This window comes from Xenorhabdus yunnanensis (assembly GCF_028598805.1).
Taxonomy (GTDB): Bacteria; Pseudomonadota; Gammaproteobacteria; order Enterobacterales; family Enterobacteriaceae; genus Xenorhabdus; species Xenorhabdus yunnanensis.
Window position 1 is genome coordinate 1 of the sequence record NZ_JAQRFI010000014.1, and the last position, 17,789, is coordinate 17,789.

Here is a 17,789-nt window from a genome sequence, read left to right on the forward strand (position 1 = left end):
GTAAAACATTGGGTTATTCAAAATCACCGGAAATGCATGACAAAGTCATCGGGACTTTTATCGAAAGAGAATATTATATTTAAGACCAATCAACATTTTGAATACGTGACCGGCATTTATTCTTTTAAACGACCCAAAAGTTAAATATGTACTTATACCAAAACCTACAATATCATATGAAAACTCGCCCACACCATCATTAGCCCGTCGATTTGATAACACTCATTTCTTTGCGATCGACAATTTTGCCACCGTAAAAGAAGATCAACTGTACGATCTGTTATTAAATGAGTTTAAAGACTGGCACGATGCCGCCGCCGCTGAACGAATTCTATAGTTATGCAGTATGCAATTTATAACTATGAGCGCCCCACAATTAGGGGCGCCAGATTCATCCTAAAATTTCATAGAGTCTCTTAATTTCCTTTCTCCATATCTCCTGATTTTTCAGCTTCTGATGTTTCGGTTTCCGAGCCAAATCCTCTGCCAGATTTTTTTCCAATACTACAATACGTTGAAGAACTTTCTCTTCATCCGCTAAATCCGCTAATATTTCTGATTCATCATGCGTGCTTCCCCGATCTCTAACTACTTCTTTTTGAGAAAAAATCACCTTTTTTTGAGAAGAAATCACTTTTTCATTCAGGAATAGATAATATCCATCGCTGGACGTCACTTCTTCCAACTTGCCATTTTTAATCAGTAAAAAACGATTAGCGACGTTATCAATAAACGCCCTGTCATGCGAAGTAATTAATATCGTCATTTCGTTATTAATCAATTCACTTTCCAATTCCATTTTGCCAAAAATATCCAAATGGTTAGTAGGCTCATCGAGAATCAAGAAATTATGTTTATTTAACTTCAAGATTAAAAACATTAGTCTGGAGCGCTCACCACCACTTAATCTCCCCACCAATTTATTAAAATCCGCATATTCAAAACCTGCCGCAATTAATTGTTGCTTACAGGTAATATCGTCGATATTCGGTGTGTTATTTCTAACCACATCGAAAATAGATTCATTCAGCGGGATTTTCTCCAATTCCTGATCGAGATAGCCCATATTACACTGTGGGGAAAAAGTGATATTTTCGGTATCGTAAGCCGAATTTTCCAATTGCTTATTATGCTTACTTCTTGCCTGATTGTAAGCCTCAACAAGGGTATGAATCAGGGTGGACTTCCCCACACCATTGTCCCCCAATAGAGCAATTCTATCTCCCGGCCGGATATACAATCCATTGGTAGCAAATAAAGAATTAAACTGTCCATTCAGTTGATAGCCAATCCATTTTTCCTCAATCTGCAACATCTGTTTGGATTTGATCGTGTCAGCATCCAGCGATAGACGATAAGTTTCTCCTTCGGTGGTTCTGGTCTTACTCTGTTCAAGTTTTTCGACACGCTTCTCCATCGATTTGGCTTTTCTGGCTAACTTTTCGTTATCGTAAAGTTTTGCCCACAGTGCCACACGTTTTGCGCTTTCCTGTATACGTCGAATATTCTTCTCCTCTGCTTTCAATCGCAGAGCATCAGCTTCATCCTTTTCCTGTAACGCTTCAAATGCCTGACTAAATGGCAGGGAAAACGACGTCAGTTGTTGGTCACGCAAGAAAATCGTCTGATTGGTAACGTTATCCAGAAAATTTCTGTCATGGGAAACAATGATAAAAGCACTCTTGAGATTATTATTAAAAAAATCCTCGAAGAATTTCAGAGTATTGGCATCCAAGTGGTTACTCGGTTCATCAAATAAAATAATATCGGGTTCCACAACTGCACTGATGGAAAACATCAACTTTGTCTTCTGTCCACCGCTGAGATCAGCGACTTTAGTATCAAAATCAATATCCTGAAAGCCAAAATTATAAAGCATGGATACTGCTTTATAATCACTATATTCATCAACTTGTTTCACTTTTTGAGAAATAGACTCAAGCAAGGTCATTTCAAGCAATGCCCCGTCAATAAACTGAGAAACCATTTCCAATCTAAGCCCATTGGCATACTCAATAAGCCCATCATCCAGTTTTTCAATGCCAGACAATAGCTTAAGTAAGTGAGTTTTTCCTGTGCCGTTATAACCGACCAATGCAATTCTGTCGTTTTCTTTAATCGTTATGGAAAGATTGCTAAATAATGGCTTTGAATTAATACCAAAGTTAACCTTATTACAATGAATCAGCGTTGACATTGTTATGTTCCCATCATAAAAAAACTTTGTTAATCTCAGATTGATGATTATTTTGCAAACAAAACTTATATATGCAAACAAAACTTATATATTCAAAGAAAAATCAGGTCAAGCCATTGTCATAATAAATGAAGGCATAACGACTAAATTTTATGTATCTTAATGTTATTATTTAATCCTTTTATGGATAAATCATTTTTAATGATGACAGGAATGATAATTATGTGAATCCGTGATTAACGTAATAATTACAAAAAGGTACTTTTCAATATAGAAAAGCACCTTTCTCTATAAGAATCAGATCTTGATTTAATCCCAATAAATATTGAGAGCTGCATCAAAGAGAAAGAGTATCCCTAAACACATCAAGAAATATACGCCTTAAATTCGTTGTTTAGAAACGATATCCCACACCGATATTAAATCCATTGATATTAAGTCGATCTTCACGACCTTTTAATGATGAACCTTCATAGCCAGCATAAAGGCTGAGATTTGGAATGGGATTGACGTCCACTCCAGCACCATAGGCGAAATCGGTCGATTTATTATCCAGCTTTACAGAATGAGAAATTATTTCCCCATTTCTTCCACGCTCAGTTCCGCTCTCGGAAACATCGACTTTTGAATGGGCAAAACCCAACAATCCATAAACACTTATATAATCATTAATTCGGTAAGCAGGGCCAGCCATCAACGAATAATATTTTAGATCAGCATTGGCTTTCCAAGGCCCGTGCTCATTATGGCCACTACCACTTTCATTATCTTTCATATAAGTAAATGAGCCAATAATACTCACAGGAGAATCCCATTCATAACGGTAGTGAAGATTCACACCGCGAATATTTTTAATATCTTGGATTTTACTTTGAGCGTAACCCACTGCGACAGTCTGTGAATCAGCATAAACGACTGAGCCACACATAAAACCGGATACGACTAAAGTTGCAAGGAGCGTTTTTTTCATCACCATTAATGATTACCTTTCATGTTTACTAAACGTTTTAACCGTTTAAAGTATAGATAGTTTCTGTAAGGCGATCGGGTAAAATGCAACAAATGTGAGTAAGGTTGAATTATTAACATTGTGATATCAATATAATTTATAGAGATACTTCATCAAGAAAACCAAATACCTCCCTTTTAACCCCAGTATCAATTTGATATCTATTGATATTTATTTTTGATATTGATTCACCACAATATCATTTTGTAAATTGGCTATAATTTTTTCTTTAATTTTATTAGTCAACAATAAGGCATAGAATGATAATTGAATTTATATTTCAGGATAAAATAATCTCTCATAAGATATATCTCGCCAGCTAATACAGGAACCGCAACCAACATCCAACAAAAAACGCGCCACTATTCTTGATTATCAGTCTCAAACGCCAGTACCACTTCACTTAACTAAAGGAAATGAGAATGAAATTAGAAACACTATCCATTCATGCCGGTTACTCATCAGATCCAACAACCAAAGCTGTTGCTGTCCCCATTTATCAGACTACTTCCTATTCTTTCGATGACTCTCAGCATGGTGCAGATCTTTTTGACTTAAAAGTCGAAGGCAATATTTACTCCCGCATAATGAATCCAACAAACGATGTATTGGAAAAACGTGTTGCCGCTTTAGAAGGTGGCATTGGTGCACTTGCAGTTGCTTCTGGGATGTCAGCTATCACCTACGCTATTCAAGCCATTGCAAGGGTTGGGGATAACATTATTTCGGTGGCGAAACTCTATGGTGGTACTTATAACTTAATGGCACACACTTTCCCAAGTATTGGGATTGAGACCCGTTTCGTGGCTCATGACGATATTGGTGCCATTGAAGAGATGATTGATAAGAAAACCAAAGCAATATTCTGTGAATCCATAACCAACCCAAGCGGGAATATCATTGATATCCAAGCACTGGCAGATATTGCCCACTGGCACGGAATTCCCCTGATTGTCGATAATACCGTCGCCACTCCTTATCTATGCCGTCCGTTCGAGCATGGTGCGGACATTATCATCCACTCCCTGACCAAATATATCGGAGGCCACGGTACTTCGATTGGTGGAATCATTGTTGATTCAGGAAAATTCCCATGGGAAAAACATCAAGATCGTTTTGCCATCCTAAGCACACCGGATGCCTCATACCACGGAATAACTTATACCGAACATTTTGGTGCCGCAGCCTTTATCGCCCGCTGCCGTGTTGGGCCACTGCGCAGCACTGGTGCAGCACTTTCACCATTTAATGCTTTTCTCATCCTACAAGGTCTTGAAACATTGGCACTTCGCATGGAGCGTCATACTGAAAATGCCTTGAAAATCGCCCAATATCTGGAAAAACACTCTCAGGTGTCATGGGTTAAATATGCGGGGTTGCCTGCACATCCAGAGCATGATTTGGCTGTACGTTATATGGAGGGAAAACCGGCTTCAATTCTTTCTTTCGGCATTAAAGGAGGAGAAGAAGCGGGCATCCGTTTTATTGATGCCCTGCAACTGATTGTGCGTCTGGTAAATATCGGCGATGCCAAATCATTGGCTTGTCATCCAGCATCAACAACACATCGCCAATTAAATAATGAAGAACTGGCAAAAGCAGGTGTATCACGGGATCTGATTCGCCTATCTATTGGAATCGAACACAGCGACGATATTATTGCGGATCTTTCACAAGCCTTGGATGCGGCAAAATAATTGTTAGTATTGCTTTACCAATAAAGATATCCAACAAGAATACGAATCAGGGCTGGTTAAAACCAGCCCTTCACTATGATGTTGATAAAAAGCTTCTCTGACTTTCTGCGGTTTATGCTTGATAGTATAAATATTGGTATCAAACATATATTTAATCATCAGAATTCTTCCCTGAGCTGTTCACTTGGCTGCTGCCTGTCTGTCATAAAATCAGGAGTAACATTTTCGCCATCAAACCAGCTATCCCATCCTTCTCCTGCCGGAGTTATGATACGGGTTCGGTCAATAGCAATAATATCAACGTGTTTTACACCTTCCGGTAAAGCAACAGCTTTGGGCAAACGTACAGCCTGACTTCGATTACTTTTAAAGACCGTTATTTTTTCCATACTGACCTCCAAAATAAAGTCTTCTGATTAAGTTCATTGAAAAGCATAGCGCTTTCATAGGATATGTTAACGGGATATACATTACTTGATTTGTCTTAATTTCACGCAAAAACGAGCAGTATTAAACCACCCGTTCTACAAATTATTCCTTTAAACTATCCCTTTTTCCTGATAATCCGACGACGTTTATTAAACAGATCCGGCAATATCGTTTGTGAAACGCACTGCCACTCAAGTTTATCGATATCAACACCCTGTTTGGCAAAATAGTCTGACAGCGCTGATTGGCATTGCTGGAGAATCTCAATGGCACAATCACCTTCTAATTTCAGCAATAACTCAGTTTGCGTAAGTCGATAATCACTCGTCAGCGGCAGGGTATTGGCAATGATCCGTGAACAAGGATCGGCGAAAATACTTACTGTTTCTCCATCTAGCGCAGGTAAAATTAACTGGTCATCACTACGCCCTTCAACGCGCTCTATCGCCAATGCTGGATTGCCACAAGCACACAGGGTTTTCTTCATCACCAAAATATCATCAAGCTGATAACGCACAATTGGCTGAGATTCCCGTGTAAAATCAGTAATGATCGGGTTAAAACGGGATTCATCAATCCATTTTGGCTCTATATGGAGAAATTCTTCATTAAGGTGCAGGGTTCCATGCGGACAAGTACATGCCAAGAAACCTTCTGTTGCCTGATAAATTTCTCCCACTTCCCTGAATACATTTTCCAACAGTTGACGATCCTGCGGCTCCAGCACTTCTGCCACTGAGATCACTTTCGCTGGTGACAAGGACACTTCACCTTGTTGAATTTTCAAGGCGAGCGCCCGCAATACTTGAGCAGGAGCGACGATAATCGTTGGTTTATACTCTGCCAACGCTTGCACCTGCTGGTTAAAGTCAGCGAACAAATCAAAAAAACGGAAGGATATCCAGCGATTCTGAACGCTGTCGTAGAGATTGTTTCCTGCCCGTAAAAACAGCGCGACCCGCTCACCGTGAAATAAGCCATTCGGCAGCATTTTGGCGAGCATAGTTCCAGCCCAGATATCCCGCTCTTTAGGGCTGATAACGAAAATCCCCCGCTGCCCTGATGTGCCCGATGACATTCCAACGCTGAATTTACCGACCGTTGGTTTGAAATTGCGTGACTGTTCGCTCAATCGCGCACACTCCAAGAGCGCATCACGCTTGAGACCTGCCGTATTCATTCGGTCGAAATTTTCCATCATGATGGCTTTATTCATGAGCGGATATTCCGCCAACGGTAAATCACCGTATGAGGCAAAATAAGGGCTTTTCGCCAGCACCCTGAGCCTGAATTTCGCTAGCTCTCTCGATTGATGTTGTTCAAGCTGCTGTCGGTTGGAAAATTTCCACTGTTTTTTGGCTCGCCAATAGTACCAAAGCGTTTTAAGTATCATTCCAAATCTCCCTCGTGACATAGCTGGATAGGAATCTGCTTTTGGTCAATTTGGTGCAATTTATTCAATGTTTCGTAATAGGCGCGGCTGTCATCCATAATGATATTCGCCAACTTTGCAGGCCCACGCAGTTCACGGTAGTTACTTGGTGACCAAGCCGCATCTCCTGCCAGCAATACCCAACCCTGTTCAGTCAATATACAAAGGCCGAGGTGTCCCGCCGCATGACCGGGCAGTGGAACAATAAACATCTGTTTCTGGCTCTCTGGCACAGCATAACCTTCACCCAATACCGCCAATTCTTCTGGCAGCGGACTGGTTTCAAATCCTTCATAAAAACAGGCTCTGGATTCAAAATCTTCTGGGATCAATCCCCGTACAAATGCTTTTCTCAGTGCAGCGATACCACGTAAGTTGCGGGTTTGCTGCCAGCCTTCCCCCGAACAGATGAATTTGGCCTGCGGGAAATCCCGCAAGCCAGCAATATGATCACCATGAAAGTGAGAAATGATAATGCCATTAATATCACGCGCTTGAATGCCTTCTTCTTTCAGCTGCATCACCAATGAATCTTTGGTGTCAAAGTAGACTGGCGTGACTGTGCGATATAACCGAATAACCCCACTGCGGGTATGATCGTAAAAATGGCTGGCATATCCGGTATCGAGTAGCCAGCGCTTGTCATTGCACTCCAGCAACCATGCGCGGGCCGGAAATTTACATATGCGAAGACTGGCGCCTTTCAGTGCCATGCAGCCGGGATGAGTGCAGTATCCTACTTCAAAAACACGCATCTTAACCATGTGAACCCGCCTGCTGATCTATCTGTTTTAACCAATTGGCTGTTAAATGAATGCCTTCTTCCATGGTATAAATCGGCGAATAGCCCAGCTCTTCCCGTGCCTTTGAGTTATCCAGTGTCATGGAATAATAAGCCGCCCCAATACCGTAACGAGTCAGCAACGGCTCTTTTCGGGTGAGCATAGCCATTCCTTCCAATACTGCCGCAACTCCATACAGAAATGGATAAGGCAATGATTTGATCCGATAACCAAACTGCATCTCGTCAAATAACTGTCCTAAGGTCTTCGCCAATGGTTGTGGCTGCTGATTGGTAATATTATATATCGCTCCGCTTTGTAAACCTTCGCGTTGGGTCGCCAATGACATGGCATGGACAACATTCATTACATAAGTGAGATCCAAGGTATTCTTCCCACCCGCAGGCAAGGCCATAACGCCTTTACTGGATTTAACCTGAGCCAGCAGGCGCGGCAACAACACTCGGTCATGTGGGCCAAATAACCCACGGGGACGCAAAATAATATAAGTTGTGTCTGGATAGCGGCGAATCAGTTTGAGTATGCACTCTTCCGCCAGGAACTTCGTTCGGGCGTAATCATTGGCGAAACGCTGGCTACGCTGATTTTCGGTAATATGCTGTTGGTGTGAAAAATTAAAATATACGGCTGGCGTAGAAATATGGATAAATCGCTGGATACCACATATTCCTGCTGCCTGCACCAACATATATGTCGCAGTCAAATTGATACGTTCAAACTCATCAGGATCACCCCAGGGAGAAGATTTGGCGGCACAATGCCAGACTGCATCACAATCTGACATCAGCTCGATTGCTTCATCCACTGTTAGCGTCGCCAGTTCAGCGCGGCGGAATTTGGCTCCCAATTGAGTTAACAACTCCCCCGCCTGCGGATCACGTCCGGTTGCTACCACCGTCTCCCCACGCGATAACAGGTAATCAACGGCATTACGACCTAAACCACTTGTTGCCCCAGTTACAAGAATTTTCATGGTCTTAAAATCATCTCACTTAATGAAAGCCCGGCCGCCGTGCCAAGCAACATCACATAATCACGGCCATAATAGCGATCGGTAATCATGGCTTCATGCAGAGCACTAGGAATCGATGCTGCGACCTGATTACCGCGATAACGATAAATATTCATAAATCTCTCATCCCTGATATTCAATCGATTGCGAATATGTTTCAGCCCCAAATGACTTGCCTGATGAGGAACCACGGTATCAATATCAGACATTTCAAGGTTGGCACTCGCCAGTACACGCTCTGTAAAGCCTTCAATTAATGACGCAGTCAGTTTAAACAGTGGCTTACCTTGCATCTGGAACAGAAAATCACTATCTTCCATGCCCGCACGAAGATTCTTGCGAGTTCCGCCAGCCCGGACCTCACATAATTCGAGGCCTTCTGGATAAGTCTCATGTTTGTAGGTCACAATCCCGCTTTGCCCATCTCCTCTTTCGACGATCATACACGCCGCTCCATCACCAAAAATCAGTGAAGATTCCTGATGTGACCAGTCAATGCCACGGGAAGCCATCTCTGCGGAGACAATCGCAATACGCCGATACTGTCTGGTCGCCAACAATCCACTGGCAACACTCAAAGCAGAGATAAAACTCACACAACTTGAATTAATATCAAAACAGGCAATTCCTGCCTTTAATCGGCTCACTTTTAAAATATGTGCGGCGGAATAAGGTAAGGCTTGAATCGGGATTGCAGAAGCTGAAATCAACAGATCAATTGAATCCGGCTGGATTTGATGTGTTTTTAAAGTATCATGTAATGCATCTACGGCTAATTTAGCTTGAGATGCCTGATAATCAGAATGATAACGATATTCTATTCCGGAATGCTTTTCTACAAAACCACTCGGTTTATTTAACCTCAAATCTAAATCGGATGAATACACTTTATTTTCTGGCAAAGCAGTGCCAGACGCAATGATCTTTAATGGGATCAATTCATTTGAGTTTTTCATTTTCTTATTACTTCCAAGTGTTAATTTTTTGTTTAAATTTATTATCAGAATATAAAGTTAGTTCTGAGTATAGGGTTAGATGAAATAAGTATTTATCAGATAGTCGGTCAAACAGGAAGTAGATATTTATGATACATCATATTACTAAATTGAAATATTTAACACAGATGCATGAAAAATAAAATTTTTTCCCGGCTCATTATTTCGATGCTATAAATTTTTTTTAATGAAATTAAAGTGCCATGAGATTTAATTATGGGATTTGTTGTGTTTATGTGAAATAAAAATAAATATTAATTTACAAATAAACCAACTTAACTTAGTCATAAGAAATAGTTTTATTGGTTTTTTATTTCAATGAAAAACTATTTAAATCTAATTATTCAAAAGAAACATCAATTAAATATCAATTCAATATTTTTGGTTATTTGCATCCTTAAATTAAATAAATCACCTCACTCATCAATGCATATATTTAAAAATAAAAACAATAAGAATATTATTCTGAATAATATATTGCTGTTCAGAAAAATGATTTCAATAAATCAAGTGCTATTTTATTCCTATTCCATTTTATTTTTCTGTCTCTCATGCACTACTCCGTTTGCTGGTTTGCTTGCGTTCAGAACGATCCACAACTACCTGTAAAATTAACTGACACAAGATGCCAATAACAATTGCTGTTAATAACCCTGCCATAAGATCAATAAATAAATGCCGCCGCAATTGAATAATGGAAAAACATATCAATACTCCCCACGTTAACCACAACAGCCGCCAAGATTTTTGTTTTCCTTGCCAAAGCGCATACACAGATAATGCGGTCAACGAAGCATGTAATGAAGGCAAACAGTTTTGTGATGAATCTATCGTGATCAAGTAAGCCAGCATACGATCTGTAATTTTGTCACCCGTAATCGACGGATAATCGAGAGTGGTGGGATAAAGCAAATAGATCAAACCGGAAAACAGGGCACAACCCTGCATTGCCAACATTAACCAACGTACACGGGATAGTGGACAGAACAGATAAGCCAACGGTATCAACAGGAAGAAAGAGAGATAGAACCAAACTCCATTGGAAGAAAATGCAATCCATTCATCAATAACAGAAAATTGCAATATCGTCACTTGATCGTTCAAATAATAGTTAGCCGTGAAATGGTAAATAACCCCAACTGTTCCCCATCCCAATAGACAACACAATAGTCGGTATCCTAACAGTTCGATTCTCCAGTTCATTCTGGCCTCTTTATCATTTGACAGCCTGTATTATTCATCATCTACTCCGCCCCATTTCTCACGCCATAATCCATTTATTGCATCAGCTACAAGCATATTTATCATCTGGATTTATTTAACTTAAGGTATAAATCAGAGGGTATAATTTCTGTTCCGGAAAAAATGTACCAGAGGCAATAATCTTCAATAAGATCAATCCCTTTGCATTATTAATTTTCACAAAATATTTCTGTTTGTTATTTTTTATTTTAAATGGTCTTCTCAGAAAAAATGGTTTCTGAACGCGGGGTTAGAATAAACTATTATTTATCAGACAATCGAGGGAACAGAAAGAGGATGTTTATTAAATAGAAGAGAACTAAAGTGAAACTCACATACAATCAATTGAAAATAAAATTATATTTAACTTGAGATTATAATTTTATGCCCACCTTGCTCTCCATCACTTTTGCGAGCATGATCGCAATACCTTTACCCATTAATCAAACAAGTTACATGCCTACAATCAAAGAACTTCAGGTCGCAATCTCAAACCTTTCTATATGGCGCAAGGGTGATCAACGAGCGCCACATAAGCCATTACTGTTGCTGTATGTGCTCTCTCAATATCAGAAAGGCCATGAACGACTGTTTGATTATGGGAAGGAGATCCACCAGCCATTACTGGAGCTACTCAACAACTTTGGCCCAAGACGCAAAAGTCACGATCCCTCTTTACCCTTTTGGCGCTTACGTGGTGATGGTTTTTGGGAGCTGCAAAATACCGAACTCTGCACACCACAAAAAGGCAGCAGGCAACCACCAAAACGTGAACTAATTGAATTTGGCGTGAAGGCAGGTTTCGACCAACCAAGCTATCAGTTATTACGCAAGAAGCCAGCTGCCATTGATAAACTGGCACAACAAATCCTCAGTGAACACTTTCCTGACAGCATACAGGAGCTGCTGGCTAATCAATTGGATTTCTCGTTAAGTGATATCCGCAAAATGCGCGATCCACGTTTTCGCCAGCAGATACTGCGCGCCTATAACTACGAATGTGCAATATGTGGCTACAACCTGCGACATGACAGTACTCCTGTTGGTCTGGAAGCGGCGCACATCAAATGGAAACAATATGGCGGCCCCTGTACCGTAAGTAACGGGCTTGCCCTTTGTTCATTGCACCATTCCGCATTCGATATGGGTTCAATCAGTATTGACAATAATATGAATTTACTGGTTTCAGAAAGTATTAATGGCGGCCCGATAGTTAAGCAACTTTTTTGGAATTTTGCAAAACAGCCAATATTACGTCCCCAGAACAAAAACTATTATCCGTTGGAAAGCTTCATCGCTTGGCATCGTAACCAAGTCTTTAAGGAATAATCCTCAGATATTAAAAGGGGAAGCAACGCTTCCCCAATACCTTAATTGAATTTCAGATCACTGACCTGCTTTCAATTTTTGGAAATACTCTTCGTACAAGATATTGGCATTACCAACATCATTCTGCCATTCTCCTTTTTGGATCACGGCTTCATCTGGATAGAGAGATTTATCTTCTGTCATTGCCTTAGGCAGTAATTTTTTCGCTTCCAGATTCGGGGTTGGATAACCAATTTTTTCAGCTACTTGCGCTGCAATCTCTGGACGCAACAAGAAATTGATCAATTTCATCGCACCATCGACATTCTTGGCATTCGCTGGAATAGCCAAGCTATCCATCCAGAAAATCCCGCCTTCTTTCGGCCAAATAATATCAACAGGCGTGCCAGCCTGACGAGCAACATAAGCAGAGCCAGTCCACATCATACCGATATCAACCTCACCTTCCATAAATGGGTTAGCGGGGTTGTCAGAGTTAAATGCCAGTACATTTGGCATCAGATTTCGCAGTTCCTGATAAGCGGCTTCAATCTCTTTCGGATCGGTGGTATTGCCGGAATATCCTAATTTCAGCAACGCCATCTGGAAAACTTCACGAGCATCGTCAGTCAGCACTAAGCTGCTTTTGTACTTTGGTTGCCAAAAATCAGCCCAAGAAGAGAGGGTTTTCGGATCAATAGTATCGCGATTAACACCAATCGCCGTTGCACCCCAAATATAAGGGATAGAGTAATCGTTATTCGGATCAAAAGACTTATGCAGCAAGTTAGGATCAAGATTATGGAAGTTGCTCAGTTTACTGGTATCGATTTTTTGCAACATCCCTTCTTTACTCATTTTTGAGACAAAGTAAGTGGATGGAACCACTAAATCATAAGCGTCGTCTTTATAGGTTTTCAGCTTGGTGTACATGCTCTCATTGGATTCATAGGTGGAATAAATCACCTTGATCCCAGTCTCTTTAGTGAACTGGTTGAGCAAACCAGGCGGAACGTATTCAGTCCAGTTGTAGAAATACAGCGTCTTGCCATCATTAGCAGCAGCATTTACCGAACCAATGCTTAATGCCATCATCCCAGCGGCTAACAGATAATAAAACCACTTTTTCATGTCATGTTTCCACGCAGTTAGTGCGTCAGTATCGTATATAGGCTCTGCATGAACCTACCCCCCAAAAAACGGCTATTATAAAAGCGGCATTTTGTAGGGTAAAGCCACTTGTTATGTTGTAGGCTTATGAATTGTACAATACGCTAACAATGCACATAATATACACAAATGCAGGAGAAAACATTGTGGATACATTCACCATTTCACACGCCCGCGAAAATCTAGCAGCAGTTATCGATCAAGCTGTGGCTGGACAACCCGTGGAGATTACCCGTCACGGTCGAGAAACTGCAGTAATTATCAGTAAAAAAGAATTTGAAGCACTCCAAAAAGCGAAATTGGACGCTGAATTTGCTGATATCGTTGGCCTATTAGACACATCGAACAGGATATTAACAGATAGATGATCCGACACGTCACTCCCAATGAAGTGATTGCCCTTCATGATTATCTTTTACGCCGTTATGCGGGTGTCCCCGGAATGTCTGACCCTGGCCGAGCAGATGAAATTGTTAGCCGAGTGATGAACCGAGAATTTTATGAAGATATCACTGATATCTATGAACTAGCTGCAACATACTGGCTCGCCATTGCCCGTGGTCATATTTTTATAGATGGCAACAAGCGGACAGCTTTGAACACCGCTATATTATTCCTGAAACGTAACGGAGTAAAAGTTTATGACCATCCAGAATTGGTTGAATTGACGGTAAAAGCAGCTAAAGGAGAATTTGTATCTGCACAATTGGCTACCAGACTCAGAGAACTTTTCAAACCAGAGGTTAGCCCTTATTGATGTTTATCGAATTACTTACCTATGGCGAAAACGATTACAAAATAAGAAAAGCGTGGTCAACCTACAACCACGCTTAAAAGAAGATTAAGACTTACCCGTGCGATCGCGCATTACAAATTGGCTAATCATCACCAAAACCAAAGACATAAGTAACAAAATCGTTGCCAATGCGTTCACTTCCGGCGAAATACCCACTTTTACCATTGAATAAATCTTAAGTGGCAGGATTTCATAGCTTGGTCCCGTCACAAATGAAGAAACAACCACATCATCCATTGACAGGGTAAAACTCAGTAACCAACTCGCCATGACTGCCGGCATCGCTAACGGCAGGATGATTTTTCGCAGGATGGTCAGTTCACTTGCTCCCAAATCACGTGCTGCTTCCAGCATTTTGACATCGAAGTCTTTCAGGCGGGAGTAAACCGTGACAACCACAAACGGCAGGCAGAAGGTGATGTGCGAAAACAGCAGCGACCAGAACCCCAGTGAGATGCCGAGCAGCATAAACAGCACCAGCAAGGAAATTGCCATCACGATATCCGGCGACATCATCACCACAAACAACATGCCGCCGACAAATTTTTTGCCACGGAACGAGTAACGATACAAAGCCACCGCAGTTAAAGAGCCAATCAAGGTCGCAAACGTGGCGGATGCTACCGCCATCGTCAGAGAGTGGCCTGCCGCTTGAAGCAGGCTATCATTGGAGAACAGCAAACTGTACCATTCGGTGGTAAAACCCTGCCAGTTAATACCAAAACGTGATTGGTTAAACGAACTTACCAGCAGAATGATAATTGGAATATACAGATAAGCATAAACGATGGTCATGAAGCCACCGCGCAACAGGCGTCTGATCATTCCAGTTCCACCTTCTTGTTCAACAGCTTAGCCGCACGATAGTAAACCAATAACATCAGCCCCATCACCAGCGTCAGACAGATGCTGGTCGCCGCCCCAAACGGCCAGTCGCGGATATTGAGGAATTGGCTCTTAATCACGTTACCGATCAGCAGGTTCTTTGCTCCACCCATCAAGTCAGCCACGTAGAACAGCCCCATCGCTGGCAGCAATACCAGCAAACAACCAGCGATAATACCCGGCATGGTGAGTGGCACAATGATGCGGATAAACGTCTGCAATTTCCCTGCCCCTAAATCGCGCGCCGCTTCCAGACAGGGTTTATCCAGCTTCTCAATGCTGGAATAAAGCGGCATCACCATAAACGGCAGCAGGATGTAAACCAGCCCCAATACAACCGCTTCGGGGGTATACATAATGCGCAACGGTTTATCAACAATCCCCACCCACAGCAGAAAATCATTCAAATATCCGCGGGTACTGAGAAACATCTTCAAGCCGTAAATGCGGATTAACGAGTTCGTCCAGAACGGTACGATCAGCAGGAACAGCATGAGTGGACGCAGTTTCTGCGGCATACGAGCCAGGAAAAAAGCGAACGGATAGCCAATCAGCAGACAGCACAGCGTCGCCACAATCGCCATATTCAGCGAGTGTAGCAACACTTCGGCGTACAGCGGATCGAACAATCGGGTATAGTTATCCAGCGAGAATACCATCTTCACTAAATTGGCATCATCTCGAGTCAGGAAGCTGGTTCCGATAATCATCAGATTCGGCAAAAAGACGAACAACATCAGCCAAGCGACGATGCCCGTAATGACGATATTCTGGAATAGCTTACGCGTCTTCTTCATCGACCAGCACAACCTCCCAGCTTTCTACCCAATTCACGGCAATTTTCTGGTTCAGGGAATGGTCAACGTCAGGATCATCTTCGTTGAAGAATTCGCTCACCATGACCATCTTGCCATTTTCCATTTCGACCACTGAATCCAGCGTCATACCCTTGTAGTTACGCTCGCGGACATAACCAATCAGGCCCGATACTTGCTCACCATTGTTGATCTCGTCAACGCGCAGGTCTTCCGGGCGCAGCAATACTTTCAGCGTTTGCCCTACCATCACAGGTAGCGAAGTGAAAATATCACATTCGTGGCCTTCAACATTGGCGCGTATCCGCTGCTCATCAATACGGTGCAATACTTCAGCATCAAAGATATTGATTTCGCCAATAAAGCGGGCAACAAACAGGTTTTTCGGCTCTTCGTAAATCTCACGCGGAGAACCATCCTGTTCAATGCGTCCGTCACGCATAACCACGATACGGTCTGACATTACCAGAGCCTCTTCCTGATCATGGGTAACGAAGATAAAGGTGATGCCGAGCTTACGCTGGAGCGCCTTCAGCTCATTTTGCATCTGCTTGCGCAATTTGTAATCGAGCGCGGACAGTGATTCATCCAGCAGCAAGACTTTGGGTTTATTGACTACCGCACGGGCAATCGCCACACGCTGCTGCTGACCGCCGGAAAGCTGGGCAGGTTTACGCTGGGCAAACTCTTCAAGCTGAACCATGCGCAATGCTTCTTCAACACGCGGAGCAATCTCTTTTTCCGGTGTCTTCTGCATTCGAAGTCCAAAAGCGACGTTTTCAAATACGGTCATGTGAGGGAACAGGGCATAACTCTGGAAGACCGTATTGACGTGACGGTGCTCGGCGGGAATATCGGTAATATCCTGCCCTTCCAGTAAAATTTTGCCGCAATCAGCATCTTCCAGCCCGGCAATCAGACGGAGTACTGTGGTTTTGCCACAACCGGATGGCCCAAGAATGGTCAGGAACTCGCCATCATTGATTGTCAGATCAAGCTGTGAAATAACTTGTTTGCCGTCGAAGCCCTTATTCAAGGCTTTCAATTCAACAAGTGGTGTCAGAGAGGTATTCTCAGTCATTTATGCTATCATCTATCCCTTGGAATAATGCAGATAGAACCGCCACGGGAAAAGACTGTGTCAGCTAGCAGGAGGCATCATTTCTCTGCTAAAGCTCAAAGCCAGTGGCGCCGGTTGAAATTACGAAGCGCGCATGATAAACGCAGTAAGCCCAAATTGAAAGCCGAAACAATGACAATATGTCATTTTTTATTATCATTTCACAAATGATAACGCTTCGAACCATCTTGAACTAAATTTAACCTCTTGAAAATAATTTACTACCGGATGCTTTCAATCATTTTTAATCTATTTTATTTTTAATGAGATCTTAACATGTCTGGGAGACTGTTTCTGCCATCCACGAATGCCTGTCAATACCCCCCATCCATGCACTCTCTGTTCTTTGACTGGCGGTGCATACTTCTCATTTCCTGCTTTCCCTCTCATCATTCTGGAAACTAGCCATTTATTCTCCATTGAAGTCAATAAAAACATGGCTCCACAGGCTATAAACACCATCTAACGGCAACAAACTAATGTGATGGGCGCTATCGGTTTATCCCCATATGCATGGGGAACAGATTCCGACCAAAGCAGAAACTACAGAATTCGTACGGTTTATCCCCATATGCATGGGGAACAGTTTAATTTCTCCTGAAACTCAGATTTAATCGCCGGTTTATCCCCATATGCATGGGGAACAGTCAGCCAGCATTTCAATAATACCCAAATCCCCCGGTTTATCCCCATGTGCATGGGGAACAGAGCTCTACTCACCCAATACTCCATGTAAGAGCCGGTTTATCCCCATATGCATGGGGAACAGACGAACCGTGTTACTGATACGAGCCATACGATCGGTTTATCCCCATATGCATGGGGAACAGTTTTGCGGTCAAATTTCCGTACCCAATTACCCACGGTTTATCCCCATAT

The 17,789-nt window shown here is 42.1% G+C and carries 19 protein-coding genes and 1 CRISPR repeat array (1 of these 20 running past the window's edge); of the genes, 6 read left to right on the top strand and 13 right to left on the bottom strand.

Features of this window, described 5'->3' with window-relative positions:
* Positions 1-83, top strand: an 83-nt coding sequence (locus PSI23_RS07875; RefSeq protein WP_228011593.1) for an IS1 family transposase, incomplete at its 5' end; no start/stop codon positions are given.
* 86 nt (positions 84-169) lie between these two features.
* On the top strand, positions 170-337 hold the full coding sequence (locus PSI23_RS07880) for a VWA domain-containing protein (protein WP_373567295.1): 168 nt from the start codon (positions 170-172) through the stop codon (positions 335-337).
* Between the two features lie 54 nt (positions 338-391).
* Here the strand turns inward: PSI23_RS07880 and PSI23_RS07885 are convergent, their stop codons facing one another.
* On the bottom strand, positions 392-2,197 hold the full coding sequence (locus PSI23_RS07885; protein WP_273554576.1) for an ABC-F family ATP-binding cassette domain-containing protein: 1,806 nt from the start codon (positions 2,195-2,197) through the stop codon (positions 392-394).
* Positions 2,198-2,591: 394 nt separating this feature from the next.
* Positions 2,592-3,173 (bottom strand): Ail/Lom family outer membrane beta-barrel protein, encoded by a 582-nt coding sequence (locus PSI23_RS07890; protein WP_273554577.1) that lies wholly within the window; start codon positions 3,171-3,173, stop codon positions 2,592-2,594.
* A 455-nt stretch (positions 3,174-3,628) separates the two neighbouring features.
* On the opposite strand from PSI23_RS07890, the gene PSI23_RS07895 reads away from it, so the two are divergent.
* A complete protein-coding gene (locus tag PSI23_RS07895; protein ID WP_273554578.1) occupies positions 3,629-4,903 on the top strand; it encodes a bifunctional O-acetylhomoserine aminocarboxypropyltransferase/cysteine synthase in 1,275 nt (424 codons plus the stop codon).
* 158 nt (positions 4,904-5,061) lie between these two features.
* Here PSI23_RS07895 and vapB read toward each other — a convergent pair whose 3' ends face one another.
* From vapB to PSI23_RS07925, 6 genes are all read right to left on the bottom strand, one after another.
* Complete coding sequence (gene vapB, locus PSI23_RS07900) at positions 5,062-5,292, bottom strand: type II toxin-antitoxin system VapB family antitoxin (RefSeq protein ID WP_273554579.1); 231 nt, start codon at positions 5,290-5,292, stop codon at positions 5,062-5,064.
* Positions 5,293-5,447: 155 nt separating this feature from the next.
* Complete coding sequence (locus PSI23_RS07905; protein ID WP_273554580.1) at positions 5,448-6,725, bottom strand: F390 synthetase-related protein; 1,278 nt, start codon at positions 6,723-6,725, stop codon at positions 5,448-5,450.
* Positions 6,722-7,528: an MBL fold metallo-hydrolase gene (locus PSI23_RS07910; protein ID WP_273554581.1), complete on the bottom strand. Its 807-nt coding sequence runs from the start codon at positions 7,526-7,528 to the stop codon at positions 6,722-6,724. Before PSI23_RS07910 ends, PSI23_RS07905 begins: the two co-directional genes overlap by 4 nt.
* Positions 7,521-8,540, bottom strand: a complete 1,020-nt coding sequence (locus tag PSI23_RS07915; RefSeq protein ID WP_273554582.1) for an NAD-dependent epimerase/dehydratase family protein — start codon at positions 8,538-8,540, stop codon at positions 7,521-7,523. The genes PSI23_RS07910 and PSI23_RS07915 overlap by 8 nt, the downstream gene beginning before the upstream one ends.
* Positions 8,537-9,535 carry a 3-oxoacyl-[acyl-carrier-protein] synthase III C-terminal domain-containing protein gene (locus tag PSI23_RS07920; protein ID WP_273554583.1) on the bottom strand — a complete coding sequence of 333 codons (999 nt, stop codon included), beginning with the start codon at positions 9,533-9,535 and terminating at the stop codon, positions 8,537-8,539. Before PSI23_RS07920 ends, PSI23_RS07915 begins: the two co-directional genes overlap by 4 nt.
* Positions 9,536-10,123: 588 nt before the next feature.
* Entirely contained in the window at positions 10,124-10,777 is a 654-nt protein-coding gene (locus PSI23_RS07925) for a phosphatase PAP2 family protein (protein WP_273554584.1), read from the bottom strand.
* A 495-nt stretch (positions 10,778-11,272) separates the two neighbouring features.
* On the opposite strand from PSI23_RS07925, the gene PSI23_RS07930 reads away from it, so the two are divergent.
* Positions 11,273-12,145, top strand: coding sequence for a phosphorothioated DNA-binding restriction endonuclease (locus PSI23_RS07930; protein WP_273554585.1), 873 nt, complete (start codon positions 11,273-11,275; stop codon positions 12,143-12,145).
* Between the two features lie 57 nt (positions 12,146-12,202).
* Here PSI23_RS07930 and potD read toward each other — a convergent pair whose 3' ends face one another.
* Positions 12,203-13,255, bottom strand: a complete 1,053-nt coding sequence (gene potD, locus PSI23_RS07935) for a spermidine/putrescine ABC transporter substrate-binding protein PotD (protein WP_273554586.1) — start codon at positions 13,253-13,255, stop codon at positions 12,203-12,205.
* Positions 13,256-13,440: 185 nt separating this feature from the next.
* Between potD and PSI23_RS07940 the strand changes: the two genes are divergently transcribed.
* Positions 13,441-13,662: a type II toxin-antitoxin system Phd/YefM family antitoxin gene (locus tag PSI23_RS07940; protein ID WP_273554587.1), complete on the top strand. Its 222-nt coding sequence runs from the start codon at positions 13,441-13,443 to the stop codon at positions 13,660-13,662.
* Positions 13,662-14,051: a type II toxin-antitoxin system death-on-curing family toxin gene (locus tag PSI23_RS07945; RefSeq protein ID WP_273554647.1), complete on the top strand. Its 390-nt coding sequence runs from the start codon at positions 13,662-13,664 to the stop codon at positions 14,049-14,051. Before PSI23_RS07940 ends, PSI23_RS07945 begins: the two co-directional genes overlap by 1 nt.
* An 84-nt stretch (positions 14,052-14,135) precedes the next feature.
* On the opposite strand, the gene potC is transcribed toward PSI23_RS07945, so the two are convergent.
* From potC to PSI23_RS07965, 4 genes are all read right to left on the bottom strand, one after another.
* The gene (potC, locus tag PSI23_RS07950; RefSeq protein ID WP_273554588.1) at positions 14,136-14,915 is read right to left on the bottom strand and encodes a spermidine/putrescine ABC transporter permease PotC; all 780 of its coding nucleotides are present in this window, start codon (positions 14,913-14,915) and stop codon (positions 14,136-14,138) included.
* A complete protein-coding gene (potB, locus tag PSI23_RS07955) occupies positions 14,912-15,772 on the bottom strand; it encodes a spermidine/putrescine ABC transporter permease PotB (RefSeq protein WP_273554589.1) in 861 nt (286 codons plus the stop codon). The genes potC and potB overlap by 4 nt, the downstream gene beginning before the upstream one ends.
* Positions 15,756-16,871, bottom strand: a complete 1,116-nt coding sequence (gene potA, locus PSI23_RS07960) for a spermidine/putrescine ABC transporter ATP-binding protein PotA (protein ID WP_273554590.1) — start codon at positions 16,869-16,871, stop codon at positions 15,756-15,758. Before potA ends, potB begins: the two co-directional genes overlap by 17 nt.
* A 288-nt stretch (positions 16,872-17,159) precedes the next feature.
* Positions 17,160-17,348, bottom strand: coding sequence for a hypothetical protein (locus PSI23_RS07965; RefSeq protein WP_273554591.1), 189 nt, complete (start codon positions 17,346-17,348; stop codon positions 17,160-17,162).
* Between the two features lie 57 nt (positions 17,349-17,405).
* Positions 17,406-17,789: a CRISPR direct-repeat array (repeat unit 29 nt; unit sequence CGGTTTATCCCCATATGCATGGGGAACAG) (it continues 502 nt past the right edge of the window).

Bases quoted from the DNA above. Each gene is read 5' to 3' on its own strand.
- PSI23_RS07905 (WP_273554580.1), bottom strand. From the start codon at position 6,725: ATGATACTTAAAACGCTTTGGTACTATTGGCGAGCCAAAAAACAGTGG.
- PSI23_RS07925 (WP_273554584.1), bottom strand. From the start codon at position 10,777: ATGAACTGGAGAATCGAACTGTTAGGATACCGACTATTGTGTTGTCTA.
- PSI23_RS07910 (WP_273554581.1), bottom strand. From the start codon at position 7,528: ATGGTTAAGATGCGTGTTTTTGAAGTAGGATACTGCACTCATCCCGGC.
- potB (WP_273554589.1), bottom strand. From the start codon at position 15,772: ATGAAGAAGACGCGTAAGCTATTCCAGAATATCGTCATTACGGGCATC.
- potA (WP_273554590.1), bottom strand. From the start codon at position 16,871: ATGACTGAGAATACCTCTCTGACACCACTTGTTGAATTGAAAGCCTTG.
- PSI23_RS07895 (WP_273554578.1), top strand. From the start codon at position 3,629: ATGAAATTAGAAACACTATCCATTCATGCCGGTTACTCATCAGATCCA.
- potC (WP_273554588.1), bottom strand. From the start codon at position 14,915: ATGATCAGACGCCTGTTGCGCGGTGGCTTCATGACCATCGTTTATGCT.
- PSI23_RS07965 (WP_273554591.1), bottom strand. From the start codon at position 17,348: ATGTTTTTATTGACTTCAATGGAGAATAAATGGCTAGTTTCCAGAATG.
- PSI23_RS07885 (WP_273554576.1), bottom strand. From the start codon at position 2,197: ATGTCAACGCTGATTCATTGTAATAAGGTTAACTTTGGTATTAATTCA.
- PSI23_RS07915 (WP_273554582.1), bottom strand. From the start codon at position 8,540: ATGAAAATTCTTGTAACTGGGGCAACAAGTGGTTTAGGTCGTAATGCC.
- vapB (WP_273554579.1), bottom strand. From the start codon at position 5,292: ATGGAAAAAATAACGGTCTTTAAAAGTAATCGAAGTCAGGCTGTACGT.
- PSI23_RS07890 (WP_273554577.1), bottom strand. From the start codon at position 3,173: ATGGTGATGAAAAAAACGCTCCTTGCAACTTTAGTCGTATCCGGTTTT.
- potD (WP_273554586.1), bottom strand. From the start codon at position 13,255: ATGAAAAAGTGGTTTTATTATCTGTTAGCCGCTGGGATGATGGCATTA.
- PSI23_RS07930 (WP_273554585.1), top strand. From the start codon at position 11,273: ATGCCTACAATCAAAGAACTTCAGGTCGCAATCTCAAACCTTTCTATA.
- PSI23_RS07920 (WP_273554583.1), bottom strand. From the start codon at position 9,535: ATGAAAAACTCAAATGAATTGATCCCATTAAAGATCATTGCGTCTGGC.